The sequence below is a fragment of the Nocardia sp. Marseille-Q1738 genome, from assembly GCF_965283145.1.
The window spans coordinates 318,807-342,967 of sequence record NZ_CBDIMS010000007.1; the positions used below are offsets into that span (position 1 = coordinate 318,807).

A 24,161-nucleotide genomic window follows, 5' to 3' on the forward strand; every position below is an offset into this window, starting at 1 on the left:
GCCCTGACCGCTGGTTGTCGCGGTCGGCGAGCACCGCTGGCTAGTCGGCCAGCAGGTACTCGCGGAGTTTCGCGCGGTCGGGTTTGCCGGGGCCGCGAAGCGGGATCTCGTCGAGCACGGCCAGCTCGCGCGGGGCGGCGATGGTGTCCAGTTCGGCGATCACGTGTTCGCGCAGTTCGTCGAGGCTGAGTGCGGCGCCGGGGTTGGGGACGACGGCGACGGCGACGCGCTCTCCGAGCCGTTCGTCCGGCAGCCCGAGCACCACCACCTCGCTGATCGCGGGATGGGTGCTCAGCACCGCCTCGACCACCTGCGGGATCACCAGCAGGCCGCCGGTCGTGATCGCCTCATCCAGCCGCCCGGTGATGGTCAGCAGGCCGTTCTCGAACGTGCCCGCGTCCTCGGTGCGGAACCAGCCCGGTTCGGCGAAGGCGGGATGGTCGGGCTGGTTGCGATACCCGGAGGCGATCACGGCACCGCCGATCACCACCCGGCCGTCCTCGATACGCACCTTCGTGCCGTCCAGTGGCACGCCGTCGTATACGCAACCGCCGCAGGTTTCGCTCATGCCGTAGGTGCGGACCACGGCGATACCTGCGGCTCGGGCACGCTCGTACACCGGAAGCGGGGTGGCCGCGCCGCCGACGAGCACGCCGTCGAGCTCGGCCAGTGCCGCGGCGGCCAGCGGCGAGTCGAGCGCCTTGATCAGCTGGGTCGGGACCAGGGCCGTGTACCGGCGCTCGCCGCGCATGCCCGAGATGGCGCCCGCGAGCGCTTCGGGCAGGAATCCGCCCGACACGTCCAGCACCGTGGGCTCGGTGCCCGCCAGGATGCTGCGCAGCAGCACTTGAATGCCCGCGATGTGATGGGTGGGCAGAGCCAGCAACCAGTTGCCCGGCCCGCCGAGCCGGGCGTGCGTCGCGGTGCCGCTGGCGCGCAGGGCCGCCGCGCTGAGCATCGCGCCTTTCGGCACTCCCGTGGTGCCAGAGGTGGTGACGACCAAGGCGACCTCGTCGTCGATCGGTTCGCCCGGCGACAACGCGTCGCTCAGGCGTCTCGCCTCGCGCCGGTCGCTGGTGGGAATCGGCAGCCACGCGGCCCCGTTGCCTTCCAGCGCCTGCCGCAGGTGCGGCATGACGTCGCCGAGACCCGATCCGGTGGGCATCGGCAAGGTTCGCAGTGTCTTACTCATGACCGATCTCGCCGTTCGCCCGGCTCGGTCGTGCCCAGAGCCGCTGTGCCCATGGCTCGCTCGCTGCGCTCCCTCACAGTAGGGATCGTGTCATGCCCGCGTCGCCGCACGCGGAACGGGTCGGTTTGCTGGGGTGGCGCGGGAGCGGTGCGGCCACCCGGATGGATCGGGGCTCGAGTACGACTGGCATCGGGACTGCGATTCACTCGTCGGACGGGACGCGGACACGGCAGCCCGGACATCGGCGGTCGGGTGGCCGTCTGAGCGTTATCGTCCTCGCCGGTTGTCGCGTTGGCAACTCGGCACGGCCCGCCCAACTACCGAATGGAACCGATGTCACTCCGGTGACCAGCGAGAATCCCGTCTGATCGGATGCGAGGGCGGCACCTCGACGAAGACGATCGGCACGCCGTCGGGATCGCGCACCCACATCTCGACCAGGCCCCATGGCTCCTCGACCGGGGCACGGTCGATCGCGATGCCTTTGAGCGACAGCTCCGCGGCGGCATCGGACAGATCGCGGACCTGGAGCCAGATGGCGCCCTCGAACGACGATGAGCTACCCGATCCGCCGTGCGCCGCCACCTCGATCAGCGACTGTCCGGCGAAGAAAACCGTGCCGCCGGGATACTCCCGCGCGATGGCCAGCCCCAGCCCGTCCCGGTAGAAGGCGAGCGTGGCCGCGTAGTCGGCGGGACGCAGGATGATCCGGCTACTGAGGATGTCCATGTCAGAAGTACCAGGGGTAGGGGGCCCAGTCCGGCGTGCGCTTCTCCAGGAACGCGTCGCGGCCTTCGACGGCTTCATCGGTCATGTACGCCATCCTGGTCGCCTCGCCCGCGAACAGTTGCTGGCCGACCAGCCCGTCGTCGAGCAAATTGAACGCGTACTTCAGCATGCGCTGCGCCTGCGGGGACTTGCCGTTGATGTCGGCGGTCCACTCCAGCGCCACGTCTTCCAGCTCGGCATGGTCCACGACCTTGTTCACCGCGCCCATCTGGTGCATCTCCTCGGCGGTGTAGGGCCGGCCGAGGAAGAAGATCTCGCGGGCGAACTTCTGGCCGACCATCTTGGCCAGGTACGCGCTGCCGTAGCCGCCGTCGAAGCTGCCCACGTCGGCGTCGGTCTGCTTGAAGCGGGCGTGCTCGCGGCTGGCCAGGGTGAGGTCGCAGACCACGTGCAGGCTGTGGCCGCCACCCGCGGCCCAGCCGTTCACCAGCGCGATCACCACCTTCGGCATGAAACGGATCAGCCGCTGCACTTCGAGAATGTGCAGCCGGCCCGCGCGGGCCTGGTCGACCGTGTCCGCGGTGTCGCCACTGGCGTACTGGTAGCCACTGCGTCCGCGGATGCGCTGGTCGCCGCCGGAGCAAAAGGCCCAGCCGCCGTCCTTGGGGCTCGGGCCGTTCCCGGTGATCAGCACCGCGCCGACGTCCGGAGTCATCCTGGCGTGGTCGAGTGCCCGGTAGAGCTCGTCGACCGTATGCGGGCGGAACGCATTGCGCACCTCCGGCCGGTCGAACGCGACCCGCACGGTGCCCTGCTCGATATGCCGGTGGTAGGTGATGTCGGTCAGGTTCTCGAATCCCGGAACGGGGCGCCACAGCTTCGGATTGAACGTCACCCCCGTGATTATTGCTGTTGTCCAATTTGCAGTGCCTGCGGCACTGCGTGTTCGCGGCCATGCTCGGTCTCGCTTCGCTCGAACGCCGCGGTTGTGCCGAGTGGTTGTGTTGTATGCATCGCCAGCGGCTTCGCCATGTCTGCCCGCTCTCGACTTGACGGTGTAAAACCAGGCGTTACCGTGCAGGTATGAGCGATCGAGTGAAACCTGTTATCGACCGGAGCGCGGTGGACGAGTCCCGGTACGAGAAGCACGGCGGATTCCCGAAGGTCACCGCGGCGCGGGTCGGGCCGAACTTCGGCGCGTTCGTCGAGGCGATGCGGACGCTACAGGATCTCGCGGTCGCCGTGGACGCGCCGGACGACGTCTTCGGGGCGGCGCAGGCCAAAGCCCGTGAGCTGATCGATCTGCTCGAGCCGTACCGCGCGCCGGAGTTGCAGGGTCCCGCGGGCCGCGCCGTGGAATTGCCCGGGCGCGGGAGCCTTTTGCTGCTGCCGTGGCGGGTGGTCGAGGCAGGACCGGACGGCATCGAGATGACCGGCGTGTTCCGCCGCTTCCATCTCGGCGGGAACGGGGCCGCGCACGGCGGCGTGCTCCCGCTGCTGTTCGACGACCTGCTCGGCATGATCGTGCACTACGCCGGACGGCCGATCAGCCGCACCGCGTTCCTGCACGTGAATTATCGCAAGATCACCCCGCTGGAGACGCCGCTGACGGTTCGCGGGCGGGTGGGCCGGATCGAAGGGCGCAAAACTTTTATCACCGCCGAATTGCTCGATGAGCAGGGCAATCTGCTCGCCGACTGCGAGGGATTGATGGTGCAGTTGCTGCCCTGGCAGCCGTAGCCGGGTGAACGCTGGCGCGGGTGCGTATAGTTGCCCTCGCTCGTTCATCGATATCGATCCGGAGGAACCTGAAAGTGGTTGCAGCACTGTCTGAATCCCTGCTCAACGACGCCAAGCGCCCGGCTTTCCTTGCCGATGCCGTCGAGGTTCTCGACGCCGAGGTGTCGGACAAGGGTGGTGCGTCCGGCCTGGCTGTGAAGGGTGGCTACGCGGCGGTCAAGAAGATCAGCCCGTCTATCGTGCCCGATGCGCTGGAGTCGTTGGCGCCCAAACTCGTCGCGCAGCTGGAGCCGTTCTGGCAGGAGTACGCCGCGTCGGGCTCCGGCAAGTTCGCCGATCTGCTCGTCGCCAAGTCCGACGACGTCGCCGAGGCGCTGCTCGCCGTCACCGACGCGCGCGCCGAGGCCTCCACCCGGCCTGCCCTGAAGAAGGTCTACTCCTCGATGCGCTCGTCGGCGAAGAAGAACGTCATCGAGGCGCTCCCGCGGGTCGGCGACCTGATCGAGAAGCACGCCAACTGATTTGCGAGGTCGCACATCGGGGCGTCTCGGCTTCCCGGCCCTCGATGTGCGACGCACGCGCGACCCATCGATCCCGCACCAAGCGACCGAGATCGACTGATTCGCGTCGAACCGCTAGCGGTGTGGTTCTGCTGAGCGCGGTCAGTGGGTCCGAAATGTATGCCGCCGCTTGTCCGTGCGTGACGCATCGCGGATCTCGCGCGGCGACCTGGGCGACTCCGCCCCGGTCCCACGGAGATCACCAACTCGGCGCGCGCACGTGGCCCAACAGCACCGCGCAATTCGCGTCCAGAGTGCGACGACAACAGCCGTGCCGCAGACGTGACCCGACAACACCGGCCGGCGCGGCCCCTGAGCATCGCGAACACCGGCGCTGCGCACGCATCCCCAACAGCACCGCCTGAGCCGGGCCCAGGGCATCACGAATCCGGCGCCGCAGACGTGGCCGAACAGCCTCACCGGGCCCGGGCCCAGAGACATCGCGAACACGACCGCGCCGCGGACCTCGCGCGGCAGCGCCCCGCCTGAGCCGGGCCAGGGCCATCGCGAATCCGGGGCCGCGGACATGGCCGAACAACCTCGCCCGGTCCGCGCCAGGGCATCGCGAATGCCGCCGGGTAGCGGACGTGGCCGAACAGACAATGAGACATGCCCCTCCCGGACGTCGAACAGGCGGAACTGTCTGCCAGTCTGGAGGCGTGAACCCGTCTACAGCACAAGCGCACGTCGTCGTGGACGAACTCGTGCGCGGGGGCGTGCGGGATGTCGTCCTGTGCCCCGGCTCCCGGAACGCTCCGCTGGCCTTCGCCCTGCAGGCCGCCGACGCGGCCGGGCGTTTGCGGCTGCACATGCGGATCGACGAACGGACGGCGGGCTTCCTCGCCGTCGGACTCGCCGTCGCGAGCAGGCTCCCGGTTCCGGTCGTGATGACCTCGGGCACCGCGGTGGCCAACCTCGGGCCCGCCGTGCTGGAGGCCAACTACGCCAGGGTCCCGCTGGTGGTGCTCAGTGCCAACCGGCCCTACGAGCTGCTCGGCTCCGGCGCCAACCAGACCATCGAGCAGTTCGGCCTGTTCGGCAGCCAGGTCCGCGCCACCATCTCGCTCGGCTTGGCCGAGGAGGAGGCGGGCGACGCCGACCATCCGCCCTACGGTCATCAGAACAGCCAGTGGCGCTCGGCGGTATGCCGGGTGCTCGCGGCGGCGCGCGGCACCCGCTCCGGCAACGCGGGCCCGGTGCACTTCGACGTCCCGCTGCGCGAACCGCTCGTTCCCGACCTGGTGCCGAACGAGTCGGCTCCCGGGGGCCGCGCCGGCGAGTGCGCCTGGACCGAGACCCAGTACGCGACGCTGGACGTGCCGCTCGATCTCGATCTTTCGCCCGACACCGTGGTGATCTCCGGACACGGCGCCGGACTCCGCCCGGAACTGGCGGCGCTGCCGACGGTCGCCGAGCCCACCGCACCCATGCACGGCCCCGCGCTGCACCCGCTCGCACTCCCGCTGCTGCGGCCCCGGCAAGCGATCATCACCGGCCGTCCCACCCTGCACCGCCAGGTGTCGAAGGTGCTCGCCGACCCGGACGTCCGCGTGTACGCGCTCACCACAGGTCCGCGCTGGCCCGACGTGTCCGGCAACGTGGTCGGCACCGGAACGCGCGCGGTCACCACAGGCGCCCCGAGCGCCGAATGGCTGAATCACTGCCACGAATTGAACGCGAAGGCCGACCAAGTGGTGCGCGCCGAACTCGCGCGGCACCCGAAGCCGACCGGGCTGCACGTCGCCGCGGTCGTGATGGACGCACTGCGCGACGGCGACCAACTCCTGCTCGGCGCGTCGAACCCGGTGCGCGACGCCGCGCTGGTGTCACATCCCCGCCCTGGGATCAAGGTGCTGTCGAATCGCGGCGTTGCCGGTATCGACGGCACGGTGTCCACGGCGGTCGGCGCCGCACTGCACCATCCGGGCCGCACCATCGCCCTGATCGGCGACCTCACGTTCCTGCACGACGCGTCCGGCCTGCTCATCGGGCCCGGCGAACCGCGGCCCACCGATCTGACCATCGTGGTCGCCAACGACGACGGCGGCGGCATCTTCGAGTTGCTCGAGCAGGGCGATCCGCAGTACGCGGGCGTGTTCGAGCGGGTCTTCGGCACGCCGCACGGCATGGATCTGGCCGCGCTGTGCGCCGCTTACCGCATCCCGCACCGGCAGGTCGATCCACAGCGGCTGGCCGTCGAGCTGACCGGGCACGCGCACGGTATGCGAGTGCTGGAGGTCGCCACCGAACGGTCGAGCCTGCGTGAACTACACGCGACGGTGCGGGCGAAGATCCAGCCCTGACCGGGGCAAGGTCGGTCAGTAGTCGAGTTCGTCCTCGACGTCGTCGTCCAGTGGGACCACGATGGACTGTTCGACCACGTCGGCCGGATTGGCGTCCCACACGTCGCGCTCGATGACCGCTCGCTCGGCGCTCTCTTCCGGCTCCGGTACGTCGTCGGGTAAGACCGGCTCCTCCGGATACGCCGGGATGGACTGCTCCGCGAGATCGGCCTCGGGGACCGCGTCCGCAAGGGGATCTGTCATCGTGCGCTCCTCTCCGCGTAGGCCTCGCGATCGGCATACCCGTCCTGGCACGCCGCAATCAAGGCGGATGTACAGCTGGCAGCATCGAGGATGCCCCTGGCCGGGCCGCGGGGCAACCACCTAGCAGGGTGGGTTATCCCGCCTCGTCCGCACGCGGGGCCGCCGTGTTCGCGGGATGCTCCACCAATGCGAGCGTGCGCCCGGCCATGAACCGCGCGGTGCGCACCGCCGTCCCAGATCGCGTCACCTCACTGACTTCCACCACGCCGCGCGTGATCCTCACTTCGACGCGCCGCCCGGCCCGGGTAGCCGCGATCTCGTAGCTGCGAGACCCGTCGCCGACATCGACGACGATCTCCACCCGATCACCCTTCATCCTCCAATTCTCCGCTTTTCCAGCGCTTTTCGCCGCTACGGCTGGATAACGGCGGCGCAGCTCGGGCCGCCTCCAGCGCTGGTCTGAACAGCCCCGTTGCACACGGGCGCCTACGCCGCCGCCCGGCGCCGACCGAGTCCGAGCGTGCGCGCGATGCGGGTCATGAGCTGAGACATCGCGGCTGGAAAGGAATCCGGCTCGGGGACGGTGACCGGGCGGACCCGGCCGTTGTGGATCGCGCTCACCCGCCAGTCTTCGGGCGTGCGCACCAGCACGAGCGTCTGGCGCGAGAGCCTGCGCTCGGGCAGCCGGGAGCGCCACGGCATCAGCACCGACGCGGTGCCGTGCAGGATCGCCACGTCCGGAGTGACGAAGCGGATCGACTCCACATCGCCGACGAGTGCCGAGCCCGCCAGCACGCCGCGAAAGAGCTTGTCGTGATTGCGCTGATGCTCGGTGCGGCCGATCGCGCGGGTGCCGTCGTAGGACACATAGTCGGAGTCTTCGGTGAACAGCGCGGCGTAGGCCGCGGCGTCGTTGTCGGTCCAGGCCCGCATGAGGTCCTGGAACAGCGCCCGGATCCGGGCGGCGTCGGTGGCGGTTCGGTCGGTGGTCTCGGTCATCGCTGGATTCCCTGCCCGTGCTATCGTTTCGGTGAACGAAATCTACGATAACAGAAAGTTTCGAATGTCGAAAGATGAACTCATCGGCGAAATCGGTACGCAGTTGCGGCTGCTCCAGCAGAGCTTCGACCTCTTTGACGAGGCGGTCGCCACACATCTGGGCTTGAACCGCACCGACCTGCGGTGCTTGGATGTCGCGCTCGCCCGCGGCCCGCTGCCCGCGGGCGAGCTGAGTGCCGCGCTGAAACTCAGTCCCGCGGCTACGACCACGGTCATCGATCGCTTGGAAAGTGCCGGGTTCGTCGCTCGCAGCCAGGACCCGGCCAATCGGCGCCGGGTGCTGGTGACCGCCACCGACGCCGCGGGTGAGGTGGCGCAGCGGATCTTCGAACCGGTCGGCCGCGCGGGCGCGCAGGCCCTCGACCGCTACGACACCGACGAGCTCGCGCTGATCCTCGACTTCCTGCGCACCGCGCTCGCCGTCCATCGTGAGCAGACCGATCGCGTCGTGTCGAAAGCCTGACCCAGGCGTGCGGATTCCACCGCGCCGGCTCACGGGCGCCCCCGGGTACCGATGAATTCCGGGAGGCTTGCACGTCTCACTAGGTGGAGACGTCCCCTCGCTCAGGAGATTCGATGAAACCGGAATTCGATTTCGAACCGGCGGCTACCGCACTCGAGGCGGTGGTCGCCGGCATAACCGAGGATCAGCTCACGCTGCCGACGCCATGTGCCGACACCGCGGTGCGAGACCTCCTCGTGCACGTCGTCGACCTGACCGAGGCATTCCGGCAGGCCGCCACCAAGGAAGCCGTTGGCAGTTCCGTCGCGCCGAACACGAGCCCGGACCGGCCTCTCGTGTCCGATTGGCGCAGCAGGATTCCCACACGGCTGAAGGCGCTCGTCTCCGCATGGCGCGAACCGGCGGCATGGGACGGTGTCACCGAAGCGGGCGGCGTCACGATGCCCGCCGCCGTCATGGCCACGGTCGCGCTGGACGAATTGGTCATCCACTGCTGGGATCTCGCCAAGGCGACCGGCCAGGAACCGCGCTACGACCCTGCCGACCTCGTGGTGCTCGTCGAATTTCTGGCGGATACGCCGCCCGAAGGCACACCGGGACTCTTCGGCCCGGTAGTGCCGATCCCGGCCGAAGCACCTGTCTTACACCGGCTTCTGGGCCTCACCGGGCGCGACCCGGCTTGGACCCCTGGCCCGCGTCGCGCCCGGCCGGCGTGACGAACATTCCAGCTCGCGCCGCGCTGGCGGCGGCCGCCGCGCTCGTACGGATTGTGTTGTCGTCGATGGGATCGCCGCTGGCGAGCAGTCTGTAGTAGAGCGGACCGGATACCGCGGACAGGACGGCACGGGGGTCGGTACCAGGTGGCGCCTCACCGCGCTCGATCGCGGCCACGACACAGGGTGCCCATTCGGTGAGCCGGATGTCGTAGAAGCGACGCAGCGCGGTGGCGGCGGTCTCGTCACAGGTAGCGGCGGCGATGACGGCTTGGAACAGCCGTCCTTGACGAGGGTCGGTCAACGTCGAGGCGACCAGATGGGCGTTGGCGGCGAGATCGCCGAGCAGTGAACCGGTGTCGGCGTGCGGCAGCGACTGTTCGGCCATGTCGGCCAGCAGATCGGTGACCAGCCCGGCGGGGGTTCGCCAGCGGCGGTAGACGGTGGTCTTGCCGACCTCGGCGCGCGCCGCGACCTCGGCGAGATCCAGGTGGGCGAAGCCACGTTCGGCGAGCAGGTCACCCGCGACGCGCAGCACCGCCTCGCGGACCCGCGCGGTCCGTCCACCAGGGCGAACCGATCCGGGCGCGGCCTCTTCCTGCTCCATAACGGGACTCCAGTTTCATTTATCGCTCAACGGGTGTAGCGTCCAAGTTGTTAATGGAACTATAGACCCCTTTGGGGGCCGTCCTTGGGTCATGCACGCGCACCTGCGCACCTCCGGACGGTAGACACGCATCAGGAGAGTCCTGTGAACATTCAGACGGTAGCCGCGCAGATGGAGTACCGGCGGCTGGGCGCATCAGGTCTGCTCGTCCCGGCCCTGAGCTTCGGCGCGGGCACCTTCGGCGGACGGGGCGAGTTGTTCAGCGCGTGGGGCGACACCGACGCCGAGCAGGCCCGACGGCTGGTCGACATCAGCCTGGACGCCGGGGTCACGATGTTCGACACCGCCGACGTCTACTCCGACGGCGCCTCCGAAGAGGTACTTGGCGCGGCGGTCAAGGGCAGGCGTGATCAGGTGCTGCTGTCCACCAAGGCGACGCTGCCGACCGGCCCCGGCCCGCTGGACGCCGGTTCCGGACGGGCCAGGTTGATCGGTGCGGTCGAAGCGTCGCTACGCAGGCTGGGCACCGACTACATCGATCTGTTCCAGCTGCACGCCTTCGACGCGGGCACCCCGGTGGAGGAAGTCGTCGCCGCATTGGACGACCTGGTGCGCGCGGGCAAGATCCGCTACGTCGGCGCCTCGAACTTCGCGGGCTGGCAGCTGATGAAATCCCTAGCCGCGGCCGATCGCAACGGCATGACCAGGTACGTCGCGCACCAGGTCTATTACTCGCTGGTCGGGCGCGACTACGAATGGGAGCTCATGCCACTCGGGCGCGACCAGGGTGTCGGCGCGGTCGTCTGGAGCCCGCTCGGCTGGGGCAGGCTGACCGGCAAGATCCGTCGTGGCCGACCGCTTCCGGAGGGCAGCCGACTGCATCGGACCGCCGAGGCCGGTCCGCCGGTCGACGACGAGAAGCTCTACGACGTGGTCGACGTCCTCGACGAGCTGGCCGCCGAAACCGGCAAGACGGTCCCGCAGATCGCCCTGAACTGGCTGCTGCGCCGCCCCACCGTCGCCACCGTCATCGTCGGCGCCCGCAACGAGGAGCAACTGCGCCAGAACCTCGGCGCGATCGGCTGGGAACTCGACGCCGACCAGATCGCGCGTCTCGACAAAGCCAGCGCCACCACCCCGCCCTACCCCTACTACCCGTACTACCGCCTGCCGGACTTCACCCGCCTGAACCCGCCCGCGGTGTGAGCGAACGCGCTGTCGACCTCCGATCGGCGCGGCCGCGCAACGGGTCCCGCTGCTCCCGATAACGCAAGAGTGCACGACAGAACCGTGCAAGGGCCGTGCAAGCAGGGACCGGCACAGTCGTCGGCATGACTTCTTTCGCACCATATTCAGCGCTCGCCGTGGAGGCGGCGAACAAGCCGTTGCGGAACTTGTCCGGCGGCATCCGGCGCAGGCTCGATCTGGCCGCCAGCCTGATCGCGACGCCGCCGCTGCTGAGGCGAGCGCGGCCGAGCGAGCCGACACGATTCTTTTGCCGCGATTCCGAGTGGTCGGTCGCATAGGCTGACCTCATGGCTGAGTTCGAGGTGGTCCGGTCGGCCGTGATCACGGCCGAACCCGCGCGAGTGCACGCGCTGATCAACGATTTTCACGAATGGGTCAAGTGGTCGCCCTGGGAGGACCTCGACCCGCAGTTGCAGCGCAGTTATTCCGGCGCGGACTCCGGTGTCGGCGCACGCTACGCCTGGAGCGGCAACCGCAAGGCGGGGGCGGGCAGCATGGAGATCATCAGCAGCACCGAGCGCCAGATCGGGTTGCGCCTGGAATTCCTGAAGCCGATGAAGGCCACCAACCAGGTGACCTTCATTCTGGATCCGGTGGAGACCGGCACCGAGGTGACCTGGCGGATGACCGGCCAGCAGACCGGCCTGATGGGCTTCATCGGCAAACTCATCCCGATGGACAAATTCGTCGGCCGTGACTTCGAGAAGGGACTCGCCGGGTTGCAGCAGGCAGCGACGGCCGCAACGGCCTGATCGCTGCGCGCGCATCAGGCGGTACGTTCGCCTTCGCTCCGGCCGGCGCGGGCTGAAGACGGACTACGTCCGACTGCGCCCATTATGCTGCGGGCATGGCTACTGCAGCGCAATGGATCGAGGGCGCGCGACCGCGTACCCTGCCGAACGCGATCGCCCCCGTGCTCGCCGGGACCGGCGCCGCCGCGTCCATCGACGGGGCGGTGTGGTGGAAAGCGATTCTCGCGCTGCTGGTTTCGCTGGCGCTGATCGTCGGCGTCAACTACGCCAATGACTACTCCGACGGCATTCGCGGCACCGACGACGTCCGGGTCGGGCCGGTGCGCCTGGTCGGGCAGAAACTGGCCTCCCCCGCCGCGGTGAAGTACGCCGCGATCGCCAGCCTCGCCATCGGCGCGGTCTTCGGTCTGGTGCTCGTCGCCACCAGCGCGTGGTGGCTGCTGTTGATCGGCGCCGCCTGCCTGGCGGGAGCCTGGTACTACACCGGGGGCAGCAAGCCCTACGGGTACAGCGGATTCGGCGAGCTGGCGGTGTTCGTGTTCTTCGGCCTGATCGGCGTGCTCGGCACCCAATTCGTGCAGGCGAACCGAATCGACTGGGTGGGCGCGCTGCTCGCGATCTCGGTGGGCGCGTTCTCCAGCGCCGTGCTCGTCGCGAACAACCTGCGCGATATCCCGACCGACACCGAGTCCGGAAAGGTCACGCTCGCGGTGAAACTCGGCGACCCCCGCACCCGCACCCTGCATCTCGCGCTGCTCACGGTGCCGTTCGTCGCGACGCTGATCCTGCTCGCCCGCACGCCGTGGGCGCTGGCCGGGCTGGTCGCCATTCCGCTGGCCGTACGCGCCAACGCGCCGGTGCGCGGCGGCAAGGGCGGCCTGGAACTGATTCCAGCGCTGCGCGATTCCGGCCTCGCCCTGCTCGTCTGGTCGGCGGTAACCGCACTCGCAATCGGGCTCGGTTAGCAGAATCTGGGTTGCGACCCACAGCAACCACAGTGGCCCCACTCCCGGTTTCGAGCGCAGCGAGATCGAGCATTGCCCGTTCGCGGCCCGGCTCGTGTCCGAGTGGCCGCCGCGCAAGAGACGAAGTCGCAAGCGGCGGTCGCTCGGACGCGAGCCACAAGGGGGCCGCGAACACGCAGCGCCGCAGGCGCTGCCGAAACAATCAGTCCTCGTCCGGGACCAGGATGCCGAGCACCCAGTTCACGACCGAGACGATGATGCCGCCGAACACCGCCGCCCAGAAACCTTCCACGCGCAGGCCGTAGTCGGTGAACGCGTCGGTGATCTCGGCGGTCAGCCACAGCATGAGCGCGTTGATCAGGAGCAGGAACAATCCGAGCGTCACGATCACCAGCGGCAGCGACAGCAGCTTGACGATCGGCTTGACCAGCGCGTTCACCACGGTGAACACCGCGGCGACGGCGAGCACGACGCCGACCTTCGCGGCGGTGCCCCCTTCCGGGGCGAGGATGTCGATCTTGTCGACCCAGAAGGCGGCCAGCCAGATGGCGACCGCGTTGATGACCAACCGAAGCACAAGCTGCATGGGCCAATGCTAGGCGGGATGGGCGGACATGCGCCGACTTACAACGGGATCCACGGCGGCGCAGGTCCGCTGGCTCACGCCGCACGGTCGAGCAGGGCGTGCACCTTGGGGCGCAAGTCGTGGATCGCGTCGTCGCCACCGAACAGACGCACGGTGGTCTGGTTGGGCGCCCGCAGGATTCCGAGCAGCACGTGCCCGGATTCGATGGATTTGTCCTTGCGGCCGAGCGCCTCGCGCAGCGCGAGCTCGAGCACCTTCTTCGCGTCCCTGGTGAACGGGATGTGCCCGTAGTTCCCGCCGCGGCCCCAGCCGAACGGTCCGCGCCGCGGTTCCGGCTCGGCGCGGTCGAGCGCGTCCTCGCCGAAATGGGCCTCCAGCGACTCGCGCACGGCCTCGAGATCGATGCCGATGGAGCGCAGCGCCGCGGCGTCCTCCGCGCCGAGCGGTTCGCCCTTGCCCTTCTCCGACAGCGCGCGGCGCACACCCTCGTGGGTGAGTCCGGCCTCCGCGAGCAGCGCGGTCAGCTCGGGTTCGCCCTGCGAAAGCAGACCGAGCAGCACGTGCTCCACCTCGATATTCGACGCACGCAGCGCACGCGCGTCTTCTTGGGCGATGATGATCGCCGTTTTCGCCGACCTGCTGAACCGTTCGAACATCAGCGGTTCCTGCCTTTCCGGTTGTACTTCTGGTGGACCGCCTGCTTGCTGACCTCGAGCGCTTCGGCGATCGCCTGCCACGACCAGCCCTGGGCACGGGCATTGGCCACCTGGATTGCCTCGAGACGTTCGAGCAGCCTGCGCAGTGCGAGCACCGCGCGCAGCCCGACCTTGGGATCGGGGCTGCCCGCGGCGGCCGCCAGTGTGGTTGCTTCCGTCATGCGTCAATTTTGATTGACACCGGCGAGTGGTGTCAACAAAAATTGACAACCGAAGGCATGGCGGAGCCCGATTCCGCCATAGGCGAACAGCCGCTACGACCACGAGCGGCCTTCGACAAGCACGCGGTCGCAGTCGGCGGCCGCACGGCGTCAGAGCACCGGCACCGGGTAACGGCCGAACCGCTCAGGCGTCCCAGATCCCGGTCGCCAGGAACTTGTCCAAGACCGCGGTCGGCTCGGCGAGGCTCAACCCTTGGGACGCGACCCAGTCGTCGTCGAAATACGTTCCCGCGTAACGATCGCCACCGTCGCAGAGCAGCGTGACCACGCTGCCGCTGCATCCCTCGGCGATCATCTCGCCGATGAGAGCGAACACGCCCCACAGATTGGTCCCGGTCGATCCGCCGACGCGGCGGCCCAGCCGAGCGCTCGCATAGCGCGCGGCGGCGATGGACGCCGCGTCGGGCACCTCGAGCATCCGGTCCACGACCTGCCCGACGAACGACGGCTCCACCCTGGGACGGCCGATACCCTCGATGCGCGAGGGCATTCCGGTCTGGTAGCCGGAATCACCGGTCTCGTAGCCGCCGAAGAACGCGGAGTTCTCCGGATCGACCACGGCCAATTTCGTTGCGTGCCTGCGATAACGGATGTAGCGGCCGATCGTGGCGCTGGTGCCGCCGGTGCCCGCGCCGACCACGATCCACTCCGGCACCGGATGGGTCTCCAACGCCATCTGGTCGAAGATCGATTCGGCGATGTTGTTGTTGCCGCGCCAGTCGGTGGCGCGCTCGGCGTGGGTGAACTGGTCCATGTAGTGACCGCCGCATTCGGCGGCCAACCGCGCCGCCTCGGTGTACATGTCCGGCGGGCGCTGCACGAAATGACAGCGGCCACCTTGCGCTTCGATCAGCGCGACCTTCTGCGGTGAGGTGCTCGCCGGCATCACCGCGACGAAGTCGAGGCCGAGCAGTTTCGCGAAGTAGGCCTCGCTGATCGCGGTCGAACCGGAAGACGCCTCCACCACCGTGGTGCCCTCGGTGATCCAGCCGTTGCAGATCGCGTACAGGAACAGCGAGCGAGCCAGACGGTGTTTCAGACTGCCGGTGATGTGGGTCGACTCGTCCTTGAGATACAGCTGCACGTCCCATTCCGCGGGCAGCGGGTAGCGCAGCAGGTGGGTGTCCGCGCTGCGCTGGGCGTCGGCGTCGATCAGCCGCACCGCGTTGTCGACCCAATCGCGCGGAACGGCGTGGTCGCAGGACCTCACGAAGACGTTCCCGCGTCCGGAGGGCTCGGCGGCTCCTCGCCGCGTAGCCGCGCCCGCAGCTGGGCTTTGTCCCGGCGCCTGCGCTCGTCGACCAGGGCGATGTCCTCGTTGACCTTGACGCGCAGCCGCTTGAACAGGGTCAGCGACAGCGGCATCGCGATGATCAGGGCGAACAGCGCGGCGACCACCAGCGGGATGTCCACCGACACCAGCTGGGCGGCCAGCACGATCACCGCGGTGAGCACTACCACGAGACCCAACCTCGCGACGGTATAAAGCGCCAGATTCCGGGCCAGCCGACGACCAACGCCAGCGGTTTGCTGTCCGGAAGCCTTTTCTGGTGGAGTTGCGTCACGCACATCCGCCAGCCTATGCGAAGCTGTTGCCCGCCCCCGGTGCACGCCCAATGCCGGAGGTGAGGCGCACATCCGTTTTGTCTATTACCTCCCCTTTACCAACTGTAGGTGGTTCGAGTACCTAGGGGTTTCAGTGCGACGATGGCGCCATCTGATGAGGGAACTGTCGAGAACGGAGAGGTTTGCTATGACTGCGATCACCGTCGGCGGCCAGGACACCCTGCTGACTCCGGGCCAGGTTGCTGCCCTGTTCCACGTCGACCCCAAGACCGTGACGCGCTGGGCTCACGCCGGGCGCCTCGGGTCGCTGCGCACACCGGGCGGACATCGCCGGTTCCGCGAATCGGAAGTACTCCAGCTGCTCAAGTCGCTGACCACCGAGGCGACCGCACGCTGATCGCAGGGCGCGCGGGCCCGTCGTCGCCGGGCCCGCGCTCGCCCGCAGGCGGATTTCGCGTCTGCGGTGTGCTGAAGTCACGTCCGCGACTACCCTCGTAATCAGGAGGTGAGCGACGTGACGTACCTGTTGGCACTCATCGCAGTGGTGGCAATCGCGGTGTTGTGCTGGAAGGCGTTCGGCCCCGAGCGGATCGGACCCACTATCCCGCAAACGCGTTCACCACAGCGCAAGCGCATCATCGGACCCGACGACGACCCGGAGTTCCTCTGGCGGCTCTCCCGCCAGCACCGCGACGGCGAGTCCGGTTCTGCCGAGCGCTGACGCGGCTCGATCCGCGTTCACACGCGCCCAGCGATATCCGGCGTGTGTGCCCCCGTTGCTCCGCGCCTTGCGCCGAGCATTCCGCTGTGCCGTCGTCCCGGCGGGATAACTCCCTCGTCCCGCCAGGCAGCACGGCCATCGACCACTCGGTCGGGGTGAGGCAGGCGCGCTGCGGTGCGCCTGCCTCGCCCGATCCGAGCGTCGATCAGGGTTCGCCGTTGACGACCGCCAGCAAGGCGTCCGTGAAGGGCTGTCCACCCTGGATGGCTCCGCCCGCGATCGCGCCGACGACCAGGCCGATCGGGCCGGTGATGATGCTGAAGAAGCCCAGGCCGATCAGGGCTCCGAGCAGACCGCCGAGCAGCGCGCCCGCGACCACGCCTGCGACGTTCTTGTTCAGTTCGGCGATGAGGCGATTCATCGAGCTGATCGGCTGCATCTCACCGATCTCCTTCGCGTCCGCCACCGGCGTGAGCGCGAGGCGCCTTCCGTTGTCACTGATCTCGTGCGCGACCGCCAGCTTGCTTCCGGAAACCTGGAAGGTCAGCGGCACCTCGGCGACCACGGCGCCGGTGTCCGAGGTCAGTTTGATCTTGGTACCGTCGTCGACCACCGCGAAGGTGCCATGCTCGACAGCGGTAGTGATAGTGCCGGTTTCGCGGGAGACCGTGGTGCGATAGTCGACGCCCTGCTCTACGCCGACTGTCGCTGTCTCCTTATCCGCTTCCACGGGTTGCGCGTTCGCGGCCCCCGCCGTGATGCCCACGGCGGCAACCGCGGTGAGCGTGATGGCGGCAATAGTGCCGAACTTCATTCTGGATTCCTTCTCGAGACCTCCGGCTCCCGAGGCCGGATGGCGTGTGACTGTACAGCGCCCGTAGCTTGTTGCCAGACTTGGCGATCGGCATACGTCTCGCGAAGGTTCGTTATGTGATTGTGATCAGTTCGGCTGACGAAGACGACGCACAGGTTAACTCCGGGGGCGAATCACTGCCCCTGGGGACGAAAACTCGACGCGGGCGCGCCGCGTAGTGTATGCATGGCGTGGTCTTCAATCCGCTTAATTCATAACTTCGGGTCGGCTCAGGCGTGGGTTCGAAGGTTACAGCTGTGGAGGACGTGACGTGTCGCGCCAACGTATCCGTGCCGCTCTTACCTTGACTGCCTTCATGGCTGGAACCGCGCTGGCTGCGGGCATCGTGGTCGCCGCGGCGGTGTCGATGTCGGATCCCGCGGAGGAGCCGGCCAACGCCGCCCAGACCGGCAACGCGACAACCACCTCGGCGCCGCCACCGACCACCACCGAGGAGCTGCCCACCACCACCGAGGAACTGCCCACCACCTCGGCGATGCGCGGCGCGTCGAACAAGGGCGCCACGAGTTTGCAGGTGAACATCGGCGACTGTGTGCACCTCGGCGGCTCCGGCATCGACAAGGCCGCCTGCGGCACCCCGAACTCGACCTACAAGGTCTTCGAGAAGGCCCCGGCAAACAGCCAGTGTCCCACCGACGCCGACCACACCTACAACGAAACCCTGCAGGGCGCAGCGCAAGCCGCGCTGTGCCTGGATATCGACTGGGTCGTCGGCGGCTGTATGGACGTGGTCCCCGGTAACCCGAAGCGCCTGGACTGCGCGGCCCCCACGCCAACCGGCGTGCGGGTGATGGACATCAAACAGAACACCGTCGACGTCAACGCCTGCGGCTCGACCGACAGCGGAATCGTCTACCGGCAGCGTCATTACGTCGTGTGCGTCAACCGCCTTTGACCGCTGCCAGCGGCAGCACACCCGACGACAGAAACGGCGAGGCCATCCGGCCTGAGACGCGTGGAACAGACCGATGAGGTGTCTGCCTACCCGCCCGAGCGGATCGGAAGGCGAGACGACCCAGACGTCCTGGTCAGATGTTCCGCTGAACGAGACCGCTGGCGGCCGAACTCTCCGTCAGTATTCGAGTTCGGTCCAGGGGATGCTGATCGGGAACGGGAAGTCGATCTCGATTCCTTCCGGGTTCTGATGGGTCCACTCGGCGACGACGATGTAGTTGGCGGCACGGAGTGGGTGAACTCCGTCCGGGAGCTGAACGTGGCCGATGTCGAGGCCATAAGCACGCACCGTGGCAATCGCGCTGACCTCGCGGGCCAGCGTCACCTCCCAGTACCACGGGATACCAGCGCTGGCGTAACGCCCCTTCTTGGCTTCGATGTCGGTCTGCGTGTTGGACGGGGACAGGACCTCGCCGACCAAGAGGACGTCACTGCTCCGTACGTCCTGATAAGGCGATCCCAGGCAGCGGTGGACGAGGAAGTCGGGTGTCAGGAAGTTGGACTTGCCGGTGCGGCCCAGGAATACGTTCGTCTCGGTGGTGACACGCCAGCACTGTTCAGGATCCTCCGACATGACCTTTCGTGCACAGCGTTCGAGCGTGGCCCAGAGTCGGTTGGAGAAAGTCTGATGCTCGGCGGGCCCGCGACGTACCCAGACCACGCGACCATCCCATAACTCGATCTGCCCCGCGATCTCCTCGGGCAGTCGCTCCAGTTCCTCCCAGGTCATGTACGCAGGGAGGTCCGGCCGTTCGATGTGCGGAAGGGACATGCCGCAATGGTAATGGCGACACCGCCCGGCGGATGCTTGATTTTTCTGTGCCAGTGCTAGGGAGGTGGAGCAGGGACGATCCGGTGTCGGTCAAAGGTACTAGTTCAGCCCGGCGTAAGAGTGAAGCCCGCTGATCACCATGTTGATGATGAACAAGTTGAACAGCATGGCGACGAAGGCGGCGATGTTGATCCAGGCGGCCTTGGTGTCGCGCCAGCCGGAGGTGGCGCGGGCGTGCAGGTAGGCGGCGTAGAGCACCCAGGCGATGAAGGAGCAGGTTTCCTTGGGGTCCCAGCCCCAGAAGCGGCCCCAGGCGGCTTCGGCCCAGATGGCGCCCAGGATGACACCCGCGCCGAACAGCGGGAAGCCGATGATGGTGGTCTTGTAGGCGAGCCGGTCCAGGGTGCGGGCGTCGGGCAGGCGGCGGGCGATGGCGCCGAGGACGTTGTTCGACTCCTGGCCGTCGGGCTGGCGCAGGCGGTACAGGAACAGCATGCTGGCCACGCCCGCGAACAGGAAGACGCCGCTACCGACACTGACGATGGTGACGTGCACGGGCAGCCAGAACGACTTCAACGCGGGCACCACGGGCGCGGCGTCGGCATACAGCACGGTGCCCGCGAGGAACAGCAGAATCAGCACCGGCACCAAGAGGAACGCCCACATCGCGCGGTAGCGCTGCTCGCGCAGGAACAGCAGCCCCACCAGCACGGCAGCGGCCGTCGCCATGCTGACGAACTCGTACATGTTGCCCAGCGGGAAGCGATGAGTCGAGAAGCCGCGCAACACGATCGAGGCCACATGCAACGCGATCGCGACCATCAGCACCGAGAACGCCATGTTGCCGAGCCGCTCCGACAGCGGTGTACGTGCGGGCTCGACGACTCGGCCCGGCCCCTGCGGCGTCGATCCGCCGCCCACCGTCACCAATTCGCGTTCGGCGACCCTGCGGCTGCGCGCCGTCGCGTACTGCCAGATCAGCAGCACCAGCACCAGCGCATACACCACGATCGCCGTTTTGAACGCGAAATCGCTGTACCTGGCGATGGTCTCGTCGATCGGCATGGTCACTCTCCCGTGGTCTCGGCGCCCCGCGCCGCGGTGGTCTCGGCGTCCGGCTGCTCGTCGAGCAGGCGCTCGCGCAGCCGGTCGAACTCGTCGCCCCAGCCTGCCTGATCGGTCCTGGCGAGCCCACCCATCTCTACTACAGTGCGTCGTTTGTCAACGGTACCGGCTCCGTCGTCGGCCGGGTACACCCGCACCCAGATCCGCCTGCGCTTGACCAGCAGCGAGACCAGCAGGCCCGCCATCATCAGCAGCGCGCTCACCAGCACCCACTGCTGGGCGGGATCGTGCGAGACCTGCAAATTCACGAACTCCTGCGCGCCGTCGAAGGCGACCTTGGTGCCGTTCGGCAGCGTGGTCGACTCGCCGGGGCGCAGATTGACCCTGGCCTCCTTGGTCAACCTGCCCTGCTTGACCTGCTCGGGGTCCAGCGCGAACAGCGATTGCGGCTTGCCGGTGTCCAGCCCGGTGTCGCCGCGATAGATGTCGACCGCGACGGCCGGATCGTTCATCGCGGGAAACGCCGAGGTCAACAGCGATCCGTGGAACATGGCGGTGGGCGCGAACAGGCCCTCGATCGCGATCTGGTTCTTGCGGCGTTCCTCATCGGTGGCGTACATGCCGCCGGGCGGATCGATCCGCAGCACTCCGCTGGACAGGAACGTCGACGCGTCGTCCGGGCGCCATTGGATGGACTCGGTGCGCGTCTGCCCATTGGGGAAAGTGACCGTGAAGGTCGGCGCGTAGCCGTGGCCCTGCAGGTAGAGCCGGTCACCGGCGACGCGCAGCGGGTGGTTCACCCGCACCTGGGTGTCCCGCCAGGTGTCCGTCCGAAGGTCCCCGCCCGCCTGGTAGGCCAGATCGGCGGTGAACATCTCGGCCTGCCCGTTGGTCAGGTAGTCGGCCCGGAAGTTCTCGACCCGCACGCAGATCGGGGTCATGCCGGTGCCGTCGTTGACGTTGCCCGCCTTGAACGAGTCGAACACCGCCGGCGAGGTGGTGCAGAAGCCGGGCCCATTGTTCGCCAGGACGATGACGCTGCCCTCGTAGCCGAACAGCTTGCCCACCGCGATGGCGACCAACAGCCCGACCAGCGCGAGATGGAACACCAGGTTGCCGAGCTCGCGGGTGTAGCCCTTCTCCGCCGAGAGCGCCAGTTCGCCGTCACGGTTGCCGGGCCGGACCTCGGTGCGCCAGCCGCGCAGCTGAGATCGCGCGTGGTCGATCACCGCACTGGGCGACTGCGCGACGCGGCCCGAGTAGTGGTGCGGCAGCCTGGTCAGGTTGCGTGGCGCCCGCACCGGCGGCGTGCGCAAGGCGCGGTAGTGATCGAGCGTGCGCGGCAGGATGCAACCGACCAGCGAGATGAACAGCAGTACGTAGATGGCGGTGAACCAGAAGCTGGAGAACACGTCGAACAGCTCGAAGCGGTCCATCCACGGGCCGAGCGTGGGCCGGTCGGCGATGTACTGGGCGACCTTCTGCTCGTTGAGGTTGCGCTGCGGCAGCAGTGCGCCGGGAATCGCCGCCAGCGCGAGCAGGAACAGCAGCACCAGTGCGGTGCGCATGCTGGTGAGTCCACGCCAGGTATTGCGGACGACAGCCCAGGCTCGTCCGGCCAGGGATTGCCGCGGCGGCCGCGCCGAGTTCTCGGTGTTCGGCGGGTGGGTCACGGTCATATCGGCAAAGTCACCTCGGAGACGAACGCGTCGCGCACCCAGGCGACGAACTGGTCCCACGCTCCGGTGACCAGCGCGGCGCCGACCGCGACGAGCAGCATCCCCCCGATGATCTGGATGGTGCGGGAGTTGCGGCGCAGCCAGCCGACCCCGCGCAGTGCGCTCGCCGATCCGAAAGCGAGCACGACGAACGGCAGGCCCAGGCCGAGGCAATAGGCGACGATCAGCGCGACGCCGCGCACGGCCGTGGTCCCGTCGGTGCCCGCGGCCACCGCCATGACGCCGGACAGCGTCGGGCCGAGACACGGCGTCCACCCGAGCGCGAACACTCCGCCGAGCAGCGGCGCGCCCATGATGCTGGTGAGCCTGCGCGGCTCCATCCTGGTGTCGCGCTGCAACGCGGGCACCAAGCCGATGAACACCAGGCCCATCAGGATCGTCACCACGCCACCGATTCGTTGCAGCAGTTCCCGGTTCACGTTGAGCGTCTGAATGACCCCGAACACCGTGGCGGTGGCGAGCACGAAGACCACGGTGAACCCGGCGACGAACAGCCCGGCCGCACCGGCGACCCGCATCCGCTCCGAGCGAAGCGGTTGCGCGACGACGGTCGACCCGGACCGCGCCGCGCGGGACCCGGTGGCCTCCGTGACGGTGGCGGGCGGCGCCTCCGCCCCGACCAGTCCGGCCAGATACGACAGGTACCCGGGGACCAGCGGCACCACGCAGGGCGAGGCGAACGACACCAGACCCGCGAGCAGGCACGCGCCGAGCGCCAGCAGCAGCGGACCGGAGGCCGCCGTCTGCTGGAACGATTCACCGACTCCGGCGAGCACCATCAGATGGCCTCCCCGGTTCGCGGCGCGAGGCGCTCAGGTCTCACACCGATTCCTCCCGCGTGTCTTCTGGCGCTCGTCCCGCGCCGCGGCGCAACGACACCTTCCGCTCGGTGGCGGCGGGCTCTTCGGCTACCTCGAACACGGCGAAGTCCAGCAGCGAGTCGGCGGCGACGCTGCGCGGCACGGTGGCGATACCCGCCCACCGGTCGTCGACGGCCCATCCGCCGCCGATGCGTCGGGCGCCCTGTCGTGGCCGGCAGGCACGCAGGTGACGGGTACGACGGTCGCGATTCACTGTGATTCCTCCGCGGCGAGACGTTCGACCACCGGCTGCAGATCCTCGGCGAGCAGGGACCGCAGGAAAACCGCGGCGACCCGGTGTTGCCGGTCGAGGACGAGGGTGGTGGGGATGACACTGGTAGGGAAATTCCCGCCGAGCGCCAGCAGAGTGCGCATCGACGGGTCGTAGATGGACGGATAGCCGACCTTGTTGTCGACCACGAAATCTTGGGCCTTGTCCTGCTGTGGATCGCGGACGTTGATGCCGAGGAACGCGACGCCCTTGTCCTTGGTCGCCTCGTAGACCTTCTCCAGGGCGGGCGCCTCGGCACGGCACGGACCGCACCACTGGCCCCACAGGTTGAGCACCACGACCTTGCCCGGGTAGTCCTCGACCGACATGGTCTTGCCCGCCGTCATCAGGTCCGGACCGGCCAGCTTGCCGATGGTGCCGCGGTCGGCGGGCGGGTCGTAGAGGATATCGGTCTTGCCGCCGGGCGAGACGAATTCGAAGGTGCCCCCCGAGGCCACCGCGTCCGAACCGGTCGAACACCCCGCGAGGGCGGCGACCAGCGCCACGGCCGCGAGCAGAACCGGCAGCACCCGCCCGGTGCGCGTGGTGGGCGGGGTAACGGACGCGGTGCAGCGAGTCATGCGCCGTGTACCGAGGGGTCCGAGCCGCCCGCCGGCTCGGAGTAGACGATGTCGACGAGGGTGTCGCCGTGATAGACCAGCGAGGTCAGCGACGCGAGCGAGCACTGCCGGTGCCGCGGGTCGTGCCAGAGCCGCTGTCCCTGCAGGAACCGGCGCAGCGTCCACACGGGCAGCTGGTGGGAGACCAGCACCGCCTCGCGTCCGGCCGCTTCCACCCGCGCCTTGTTCACCGCGGCCAGCATGCGGTGCGCGATCTGCAAGTAGGGCTCGCCCCAGGACGGGGTGAACGGATCGCGCAGCTTCCACCAGTGCCGCGGTTTGCGCAGCGCGCCGTCGCCTACCGAGACGCGCAGACCCTCGAAGGTGTTGCCCGCCTCGATGAGGTTCTCGTCCGTCCGCACGATCAGGTCGTGCTGCGCGGCGATCGCCTCGGCGGTCTCCTGTGCGCGCTGCAGCGGCGAGGCGATCACCAGCGCGATGTCGTGATCGGCCAGCGTCCGAGCGACCGCGCCGGCCTGCGCGCGGCCCGCCACCGAGAGACTGAATCCGGGCAGGCGCCCGTAGAGGATGCCGTTCGGATTGTGCACCTCACCGTGCCGCAGCACGTGCACGATCGTCTCGATCGGCGCGGTGCCACCGTCGTGCACGCGCTCGGCGGCCG

General features: G+C 68.4%; 31 protein-coding genes and 1 pseudogene. 12 read left to right on the top strand and 20 right to left on the bottom strand.

Translation table 11 applies throughout. From position 1 onward, the window contains the following. Positions 1–40: 40 nt before the first annotated feature. The 3 genes from menE to ACWPXK_RS24740 form a co-directional block, all read right to left on the bottom strand. Positions 41–1,192, bottom strand: a complete 1,152-nt coding sequence (gene menE / locus ACWPXK_RS24730) for an o-succinylbenzoate--CoA ligase (protein WP_454198542.1) — start codon at positions 1,190–1,192, stop codon at positions 41–43. Positions 1,193–1,528: 336 nt separating this feature from the next. Next, positions 1,529–1,921 (bottom strand): VOC family protein, encoded by a 393-nt coding sequence (locus ACWPXK_RS24735; protein ID WP_454198543.1) that lies wholly within the window; start codon positions 1,919–1,921, stop codon positions 1,529–1,531. Between the two features lies 1 nt (position 1,922). Then, a complete protein-coding gene (locus ACWPXK_RS24740; protein ID WP_454198544.1) occupies positions 1,923–2,816 on the bottom strand; it encodes a 1,4-dihydroxy-2-naphthoyl-CoA synthase in 894 nt (297 codons plus the stop codon). Positions 2,817–3,004: 188 nt separating this feature from the next. Here ACWPXK_RS24740 and ACWPXK_RS24745 point away from each other — a divergent pair, with 188 nt between their 5' ends. From ACWPXK_RS24745 to menD, 3 genes are all read left to right on the top strand, one after another. After that, the gene (locus tag ACWPXK_RS24745) at positions 3,005–3,661 is read left to right on the top strand and encodes a PaaI family thioesterase (RefSeq protein ID WP_454198545.1); all 657 of its coding nucleotides are present in this window, start codon (positions 3,005–3,007) and stop codon (positions 3,659–3,661) included. Between the two features lie 74 nt (positions 3,662–3,735). Further along, a complete protein-coding gene (locus tag ACWPXK_RS24750) occupies positions 3,736–4,182 on the top strand; it encodes a DUF6918 family protein (RefSeq protein WP_454198546.1) in 447 nt (148 codons plus the stop codon). Positions 4,183–4,880: 698 nt separating this feature from the next. Further along, positions 4,881–6,524 carry a 2-succinyl-5-enolpyruvyl-6-hydroxy-3-cyclohexene-1-carboxylic-acid synthase gene (gene menD / locus ACWPXK_RS24755; RefSeq protein WP_454198547.1) on the top strand — a complete coding sequence of 548 codons (1,644 nt, stop codon included), beginning with the start codon at positions 4,881–4,883 and terminating at the stop codon, positions 6,522–6,524. 15 nt (positions 6,525–6,539) lie between these two features. On the opposite strand, the gene ACWPXK_RS24760 is transcribed toward menD, so the two are convergent. The 3 genes from ACWPXK_RS24760 to ACWPXK_RS24770 form a co-directional block, all read right to left on the bottom strand. Next, the gene (locus ACWPXK_RS24760) at positions 6,540–6,767 is read right to left on the bottom strand and encodes a hypothetical protein (protein ID WP_454198548.1); all 228 of its coding nucleotides are present in this window, start codon (positions 6,765–6,767) and stop codon (positions 6,540–6,542) included. A gap of 133 nt (positions 6,768–6,900) precedes the next feature. Next, positions 6,901–7,143: a hypothetical protein gene (locus tag ACWPXK_RS24765; protein ID WP_454198549.1), complete on the bottom strand. Its 243-nt coding sequence runs from the start codon at positions 7,141–7,143 to the stop codon at positions 6,901–6,903. 110 nt (positions 7,144–7,253) lie between these two features. Next, complete coding sequence (locus tag ACWPXK_RS24770; RefSeq protein ID WP_454198550.1) at positions 7,254–7,766, bottom strand: SgcJ/EcaC family oxidoreductase; 513 nt, start codon at positions 7,764–7,766, stop codon at positions 7,254–7,256. A 64-nt stretch (positions 7,767–7,830) separates the two neighbouring features. Here ACWPXK_RS24770 and ACWPXK_RS24775 point away from each other — a divergent pair, with 64 nt between their 5' ends. Both ACWPXK_RS24775 and ACWPXK_RS24780 read left to right on the top strand, forming a co-directional pair. Next, complete coding sequence (locus ACWPXK_RS24775; protein WP_454198551.1) at positions 7,831–8,289, top strand: MarR family transcriptional regulator; 459 nt, start codon at positions 7,831–7,833, stop codon at positions 8,287–8,289. Between the two features lie 113 nt (positions 8,290–8,402). Continuing rightward, positions 8,403–9,005, top strand: a complete 603-nt coding sequence (locus ACWPXK_RS24780) for a TIGR03086 family metal-binding protein (RefSeq protein WP_454198552.1) — start codon at positions 8,403–8,405, stop codon at positions 9,003–9,005. Here ACWPXK_RS24780 and ACWPXK_RS24785 read toward each other — a convergent pair. Next, on the bottom strand, positions 8,950–9,609 hold the full coding sequence (locus ACWPXK_RS24785) for a TetR/AcrR family transcriptional regulator (RefSeq protein WP_454198553.1): 660 nt from the start codon (positions 9,607–9,609) through the stop codon (positions 8,950–8,952). The genes ACWPXK_RS24780 and ACWPXK_RS24785 overlap by 56 nt on opposite strands. A 171-nt stretch (positions 9,610–9,780) precedes the next feature. On the opposite strand from ACWPXK_RS24785, the gene ACWPXK_RS24790 reads away from it, so the two are divergent. The 4 genes and pseudogenes from ACWPXK_RS24790 (at position 9,781) to ACWPXK_RS24805 (ending at position 12,574) form a co-directional block, all read left to right on the top strand. After that, positions 9,781–10,815, top strand: a complete 1,035-nt coding sequence (locus tag ACWPXK_RS24790; protein WP_454198594.1) for an aldo/keto reductase — start codon at positions 9,781–9,783, stop codon at positions 10,813–10,815. 161 nt (positions 10,816–10,976) lie between these two features. Beyond that, positions 10,977–11,087, top strand: a pseudogene (locus tag ACWPXK_RS24795) (daunorubicin/doxorubicin resistance ABC transporter ATP-binding protein DrrA); the annotation flags it as partial. Positions 11,088–11,144: 57 nt separating this feature from the next. Continuing rightward, the gene (locus ACWPXK_RS24800; RefSeq protein ID WP_454198554.1) at positions 11,145–11,609 is read left to right on the top strand and encodes an SRPBCC family protein; all 465 of its coding nucleotides are present in this window, start codon (positions 11,145–11,147) and stop codon (positions 11,607–11,609) included. Between the two features lie 95 nt (positions 11,610–11,704). After that, positions 11,705–12,574, top strand: coding sequence for a 1,4-dihydroxy-2-naphthoate polyprenyltransferase (locus tag ACWPXK_RS24805; RefSeq protein WP_454198555.1), 870 nt, complete (start codon positions 11,705–11,707; stop codon positions 12,572–12,574). A 202-nt stretch (positions 12,575–12,776) separates the two neighbouring features. Here ACWPXK_RS24805 and ACWPXK_RS24810 read toward each other — a convergent pair whose 3' ends face one another. From ACWPXK_RS24810 to ACWPXK_RS24830, 5 genes are all read right to left on the bottom strand, one after another. After that, positions 12,777–13,160 carry a phage holin family protein gene (locus tag ACWPXK_RS24810; protein ID WP_454198556.1) on the bottom strand — a complete coding sequence of 128 codons (384 nt, stop codon included), beginning with the start codon at positions 13,158–13,160 and terminating at the stop codon, positions 12,777–12,779. A gap of 74 nt (positions 13,161–13,234) precedes the next feature. Further along, positions 13,235–13,816, bottom strand: a complete 582-nt coding sequence (locus tag ACWPXK_RS24815) for a Clp protease N-terminal domain-containing protein (RefSeq protein WP_454198557.1) — start codon at positions 13,814–13,816, stop codon at positions 13,235–13,237. Next, positions 13,816–14,037 carry a helix-turn-helix domain-containing protein gene (locus ACWPXK_RS24820; protein ID WP_063051622.1) on the bottom strand — a complete coding sequence of 74 codons (222 nt, stop codon included), beginning with the start codon at positions 14,035–14,037 and terminating at the stop codon, positions 13,816–13,818. The genes ACWPXK_RS24815 and ACWPXK_RS24820 overlap by 1 nt, the downstream gene beginning before the upstream one ends. A gap of 184 nt (positions 14,038–14,221) precedes the next feature. Next, on the bottom strand, positions 14,222–15,307 hold the full coding sequence (locus ACWPXK_RS24825; RefSeq protein ID WP_454198558.1) for a PLP-dependent cysteine synthase family protein: 1,086 nt from the start codon (positions 15,305–15,307) through the stop codon (positions 14,222–14,224). Further along, complete coding sequence (locus ACWPXK_RS24830) at positions 15,304–15,666, bottom strand: DUF4229 domain-containing protein (RefSeq protein WP_454198559.1); 363 nt, start codon at positions 15,664–15,666, stop codon at positions 15,304–15,306. The genes ACWPXK_RS24825 and ACWPXK_RS24830 overlap by 4 nt, the downstream gene beginning before the upstream one ends. A 184-nt stretch (positions 15,667–15,850) precedes the next feature. Here ACWPXK_RS24830 and ACWPXK_RS24835 point away from each other — a divergent pair, with 184 nt between their 5' ends. Further along, on the top strand, positions 15,851–16,060 hold the full coding sequence (locus ACWPXK_RS24835) for a BldC family transcriptional regulator (RefSeq protein WP_040783886.1): 210 nt from the start codon (positions 15,851–15,853) through the stop codon (positions 16,058–16,060). Positions 16,061–16,177: 117 nt separating this feature from the next. Next, entirely contained in the window at positions 16,178–16,384 is a 207-nt protein-coding gene (locus tag ACWPXK_RS24840) for a hypothetical protein (protein WP_364330278.1), read from the top strand. Positions 16,385–16,589: 205 nt separating this feature from the next. Here ACWPXK_RS24840 and ACWPXK_RS24845 read toward each other — a convergent pair whose 3' ends face one another. Beyond that, on the bottom strand, positions 16,590–17,198 hold the full coding sequence (locus ACWPXK_RS24845) for a hypothetical protein (RefSeq protein WP_454198560.1): 609 nt from the start codon (positions 17,196–17,198) through the stop codon (positions 16,590–16,592). 355 nt (positions 17,199–17,553) lie between these two features. On the opposite strand from ACWPXK_RS24845, the gene lppU reads away from it, so the two are divergent. Continuing rightward, the gene (lppU, locus tag ACWPXK_RS24850; protein ID WP_454198561.1) at positions 17,554–18,153 is read left to right on the top strand and encodes an LppU family putative lipoprotein; all 600 of its coding nucleotides are present in this window, start codon (positions 17,554–17,556) and stop codon (positions 18,151–18,153) included. 177 nt (positions 18,154–18,330) lie between these two features. Here lppU and ACWPXK_RS24855 read toward each other — a convergent pair whose 3' ends face one another. The 7 genes from ACWPXK_RS24855 to ACWPXK_RS24885 form a co-directional block, all read right to left on the bottom strand. Further along, positions 18,331–18,984: a Uma2 family endonuclease gene (locus tag ACWPXK_RS24855; protein ID WP_454198562.1), complete on the bottom strand. Its 654-nt coding sequence runs from the start codon at positions 18,982–18,984 to the stop codon at positions 18,331–18,333. Between the two features lie 99 nt (positions 18,985–19,083). Beyond that, positions 19,084–20,049: a c-type cytochrome biogenesis protein CcsB gene (ccsB, locus tag ACWPXK_RS24860; protein WP_454198563.1), complete on the bottom strand. Its 966-nt coding sequence runs from the start codon at positions 20,047–20,049 to the stop codon at positions 19,084–19,086. 2 nt (positions 20,050–20,051) lie between these two features. Beyond that, positions 20,052–21,728 carry a cytochrome c biogenesis protein ResB gene (gene resB, locus ACWPXK_RS24865; RefSeq protein WP_454198564.1) on the bottom strand — a complete coding sequence of 559 codons (1,677 nt, stop codon included), beginning with the start codon at positions 21,726–21,728 and terminating at the stop codon, positions 20,052–20,054. After that, positions 21,725–22,567 (bottom strand): cytochrome c biogenesis CcdA family protein, encoded by an 843-nt coding sequence (locus ACWPXK_RS24870; protein ID WP_454198565.1) that lies wholly within the window; start codon positions 22,565–22,567, stop codon positions 21,725–21,727. Before ACWPXK_RS24870 ends, resB begins: the two co-directional genes overlap by 4 nt. 40 nt (positions 22,568–22,607) lie before the next feature. Beyond that, a complete protein-coding gene (locus ACWPXK_RS24875; protein WP_454198566.1) occupies positions 22,608–22,862 on the bottom strand; it encodes a hypothetical protein in 255 nt (84 codons plus the stop codon). After that, positions 22,859–23,500, bottom strand: a complete 642-nt coding sequence (locus tag ACWPXK_RS24880) for a TlpA disulfide reductase family protein (protein WP_454198567.1) — start codon at positions 23,498–23,500, stop codon at positions 22,859–22,861. Before ACWPXK_RS24880 ends, ACWPXK_RS24875 begins: the two co-directional genes overlap by 4 nt. Next, a complete protein-coding gene (locus tag ACWPXK_RS24885) occupies positions 23,497–24,147 on the bottom strand; it encodes a histidine phosphatase family protein (RefSeq protein WP_454198595.1) in 651 nt (216 codons plus the stop codon). The genes ACWPXK_RS24880 and ACWPXK_RS24885 overlap by 4 nt, the downstream gene beginning before the upstream one ends. Positions 24,148–24,161: the final 14 nt, after the last annotated feature.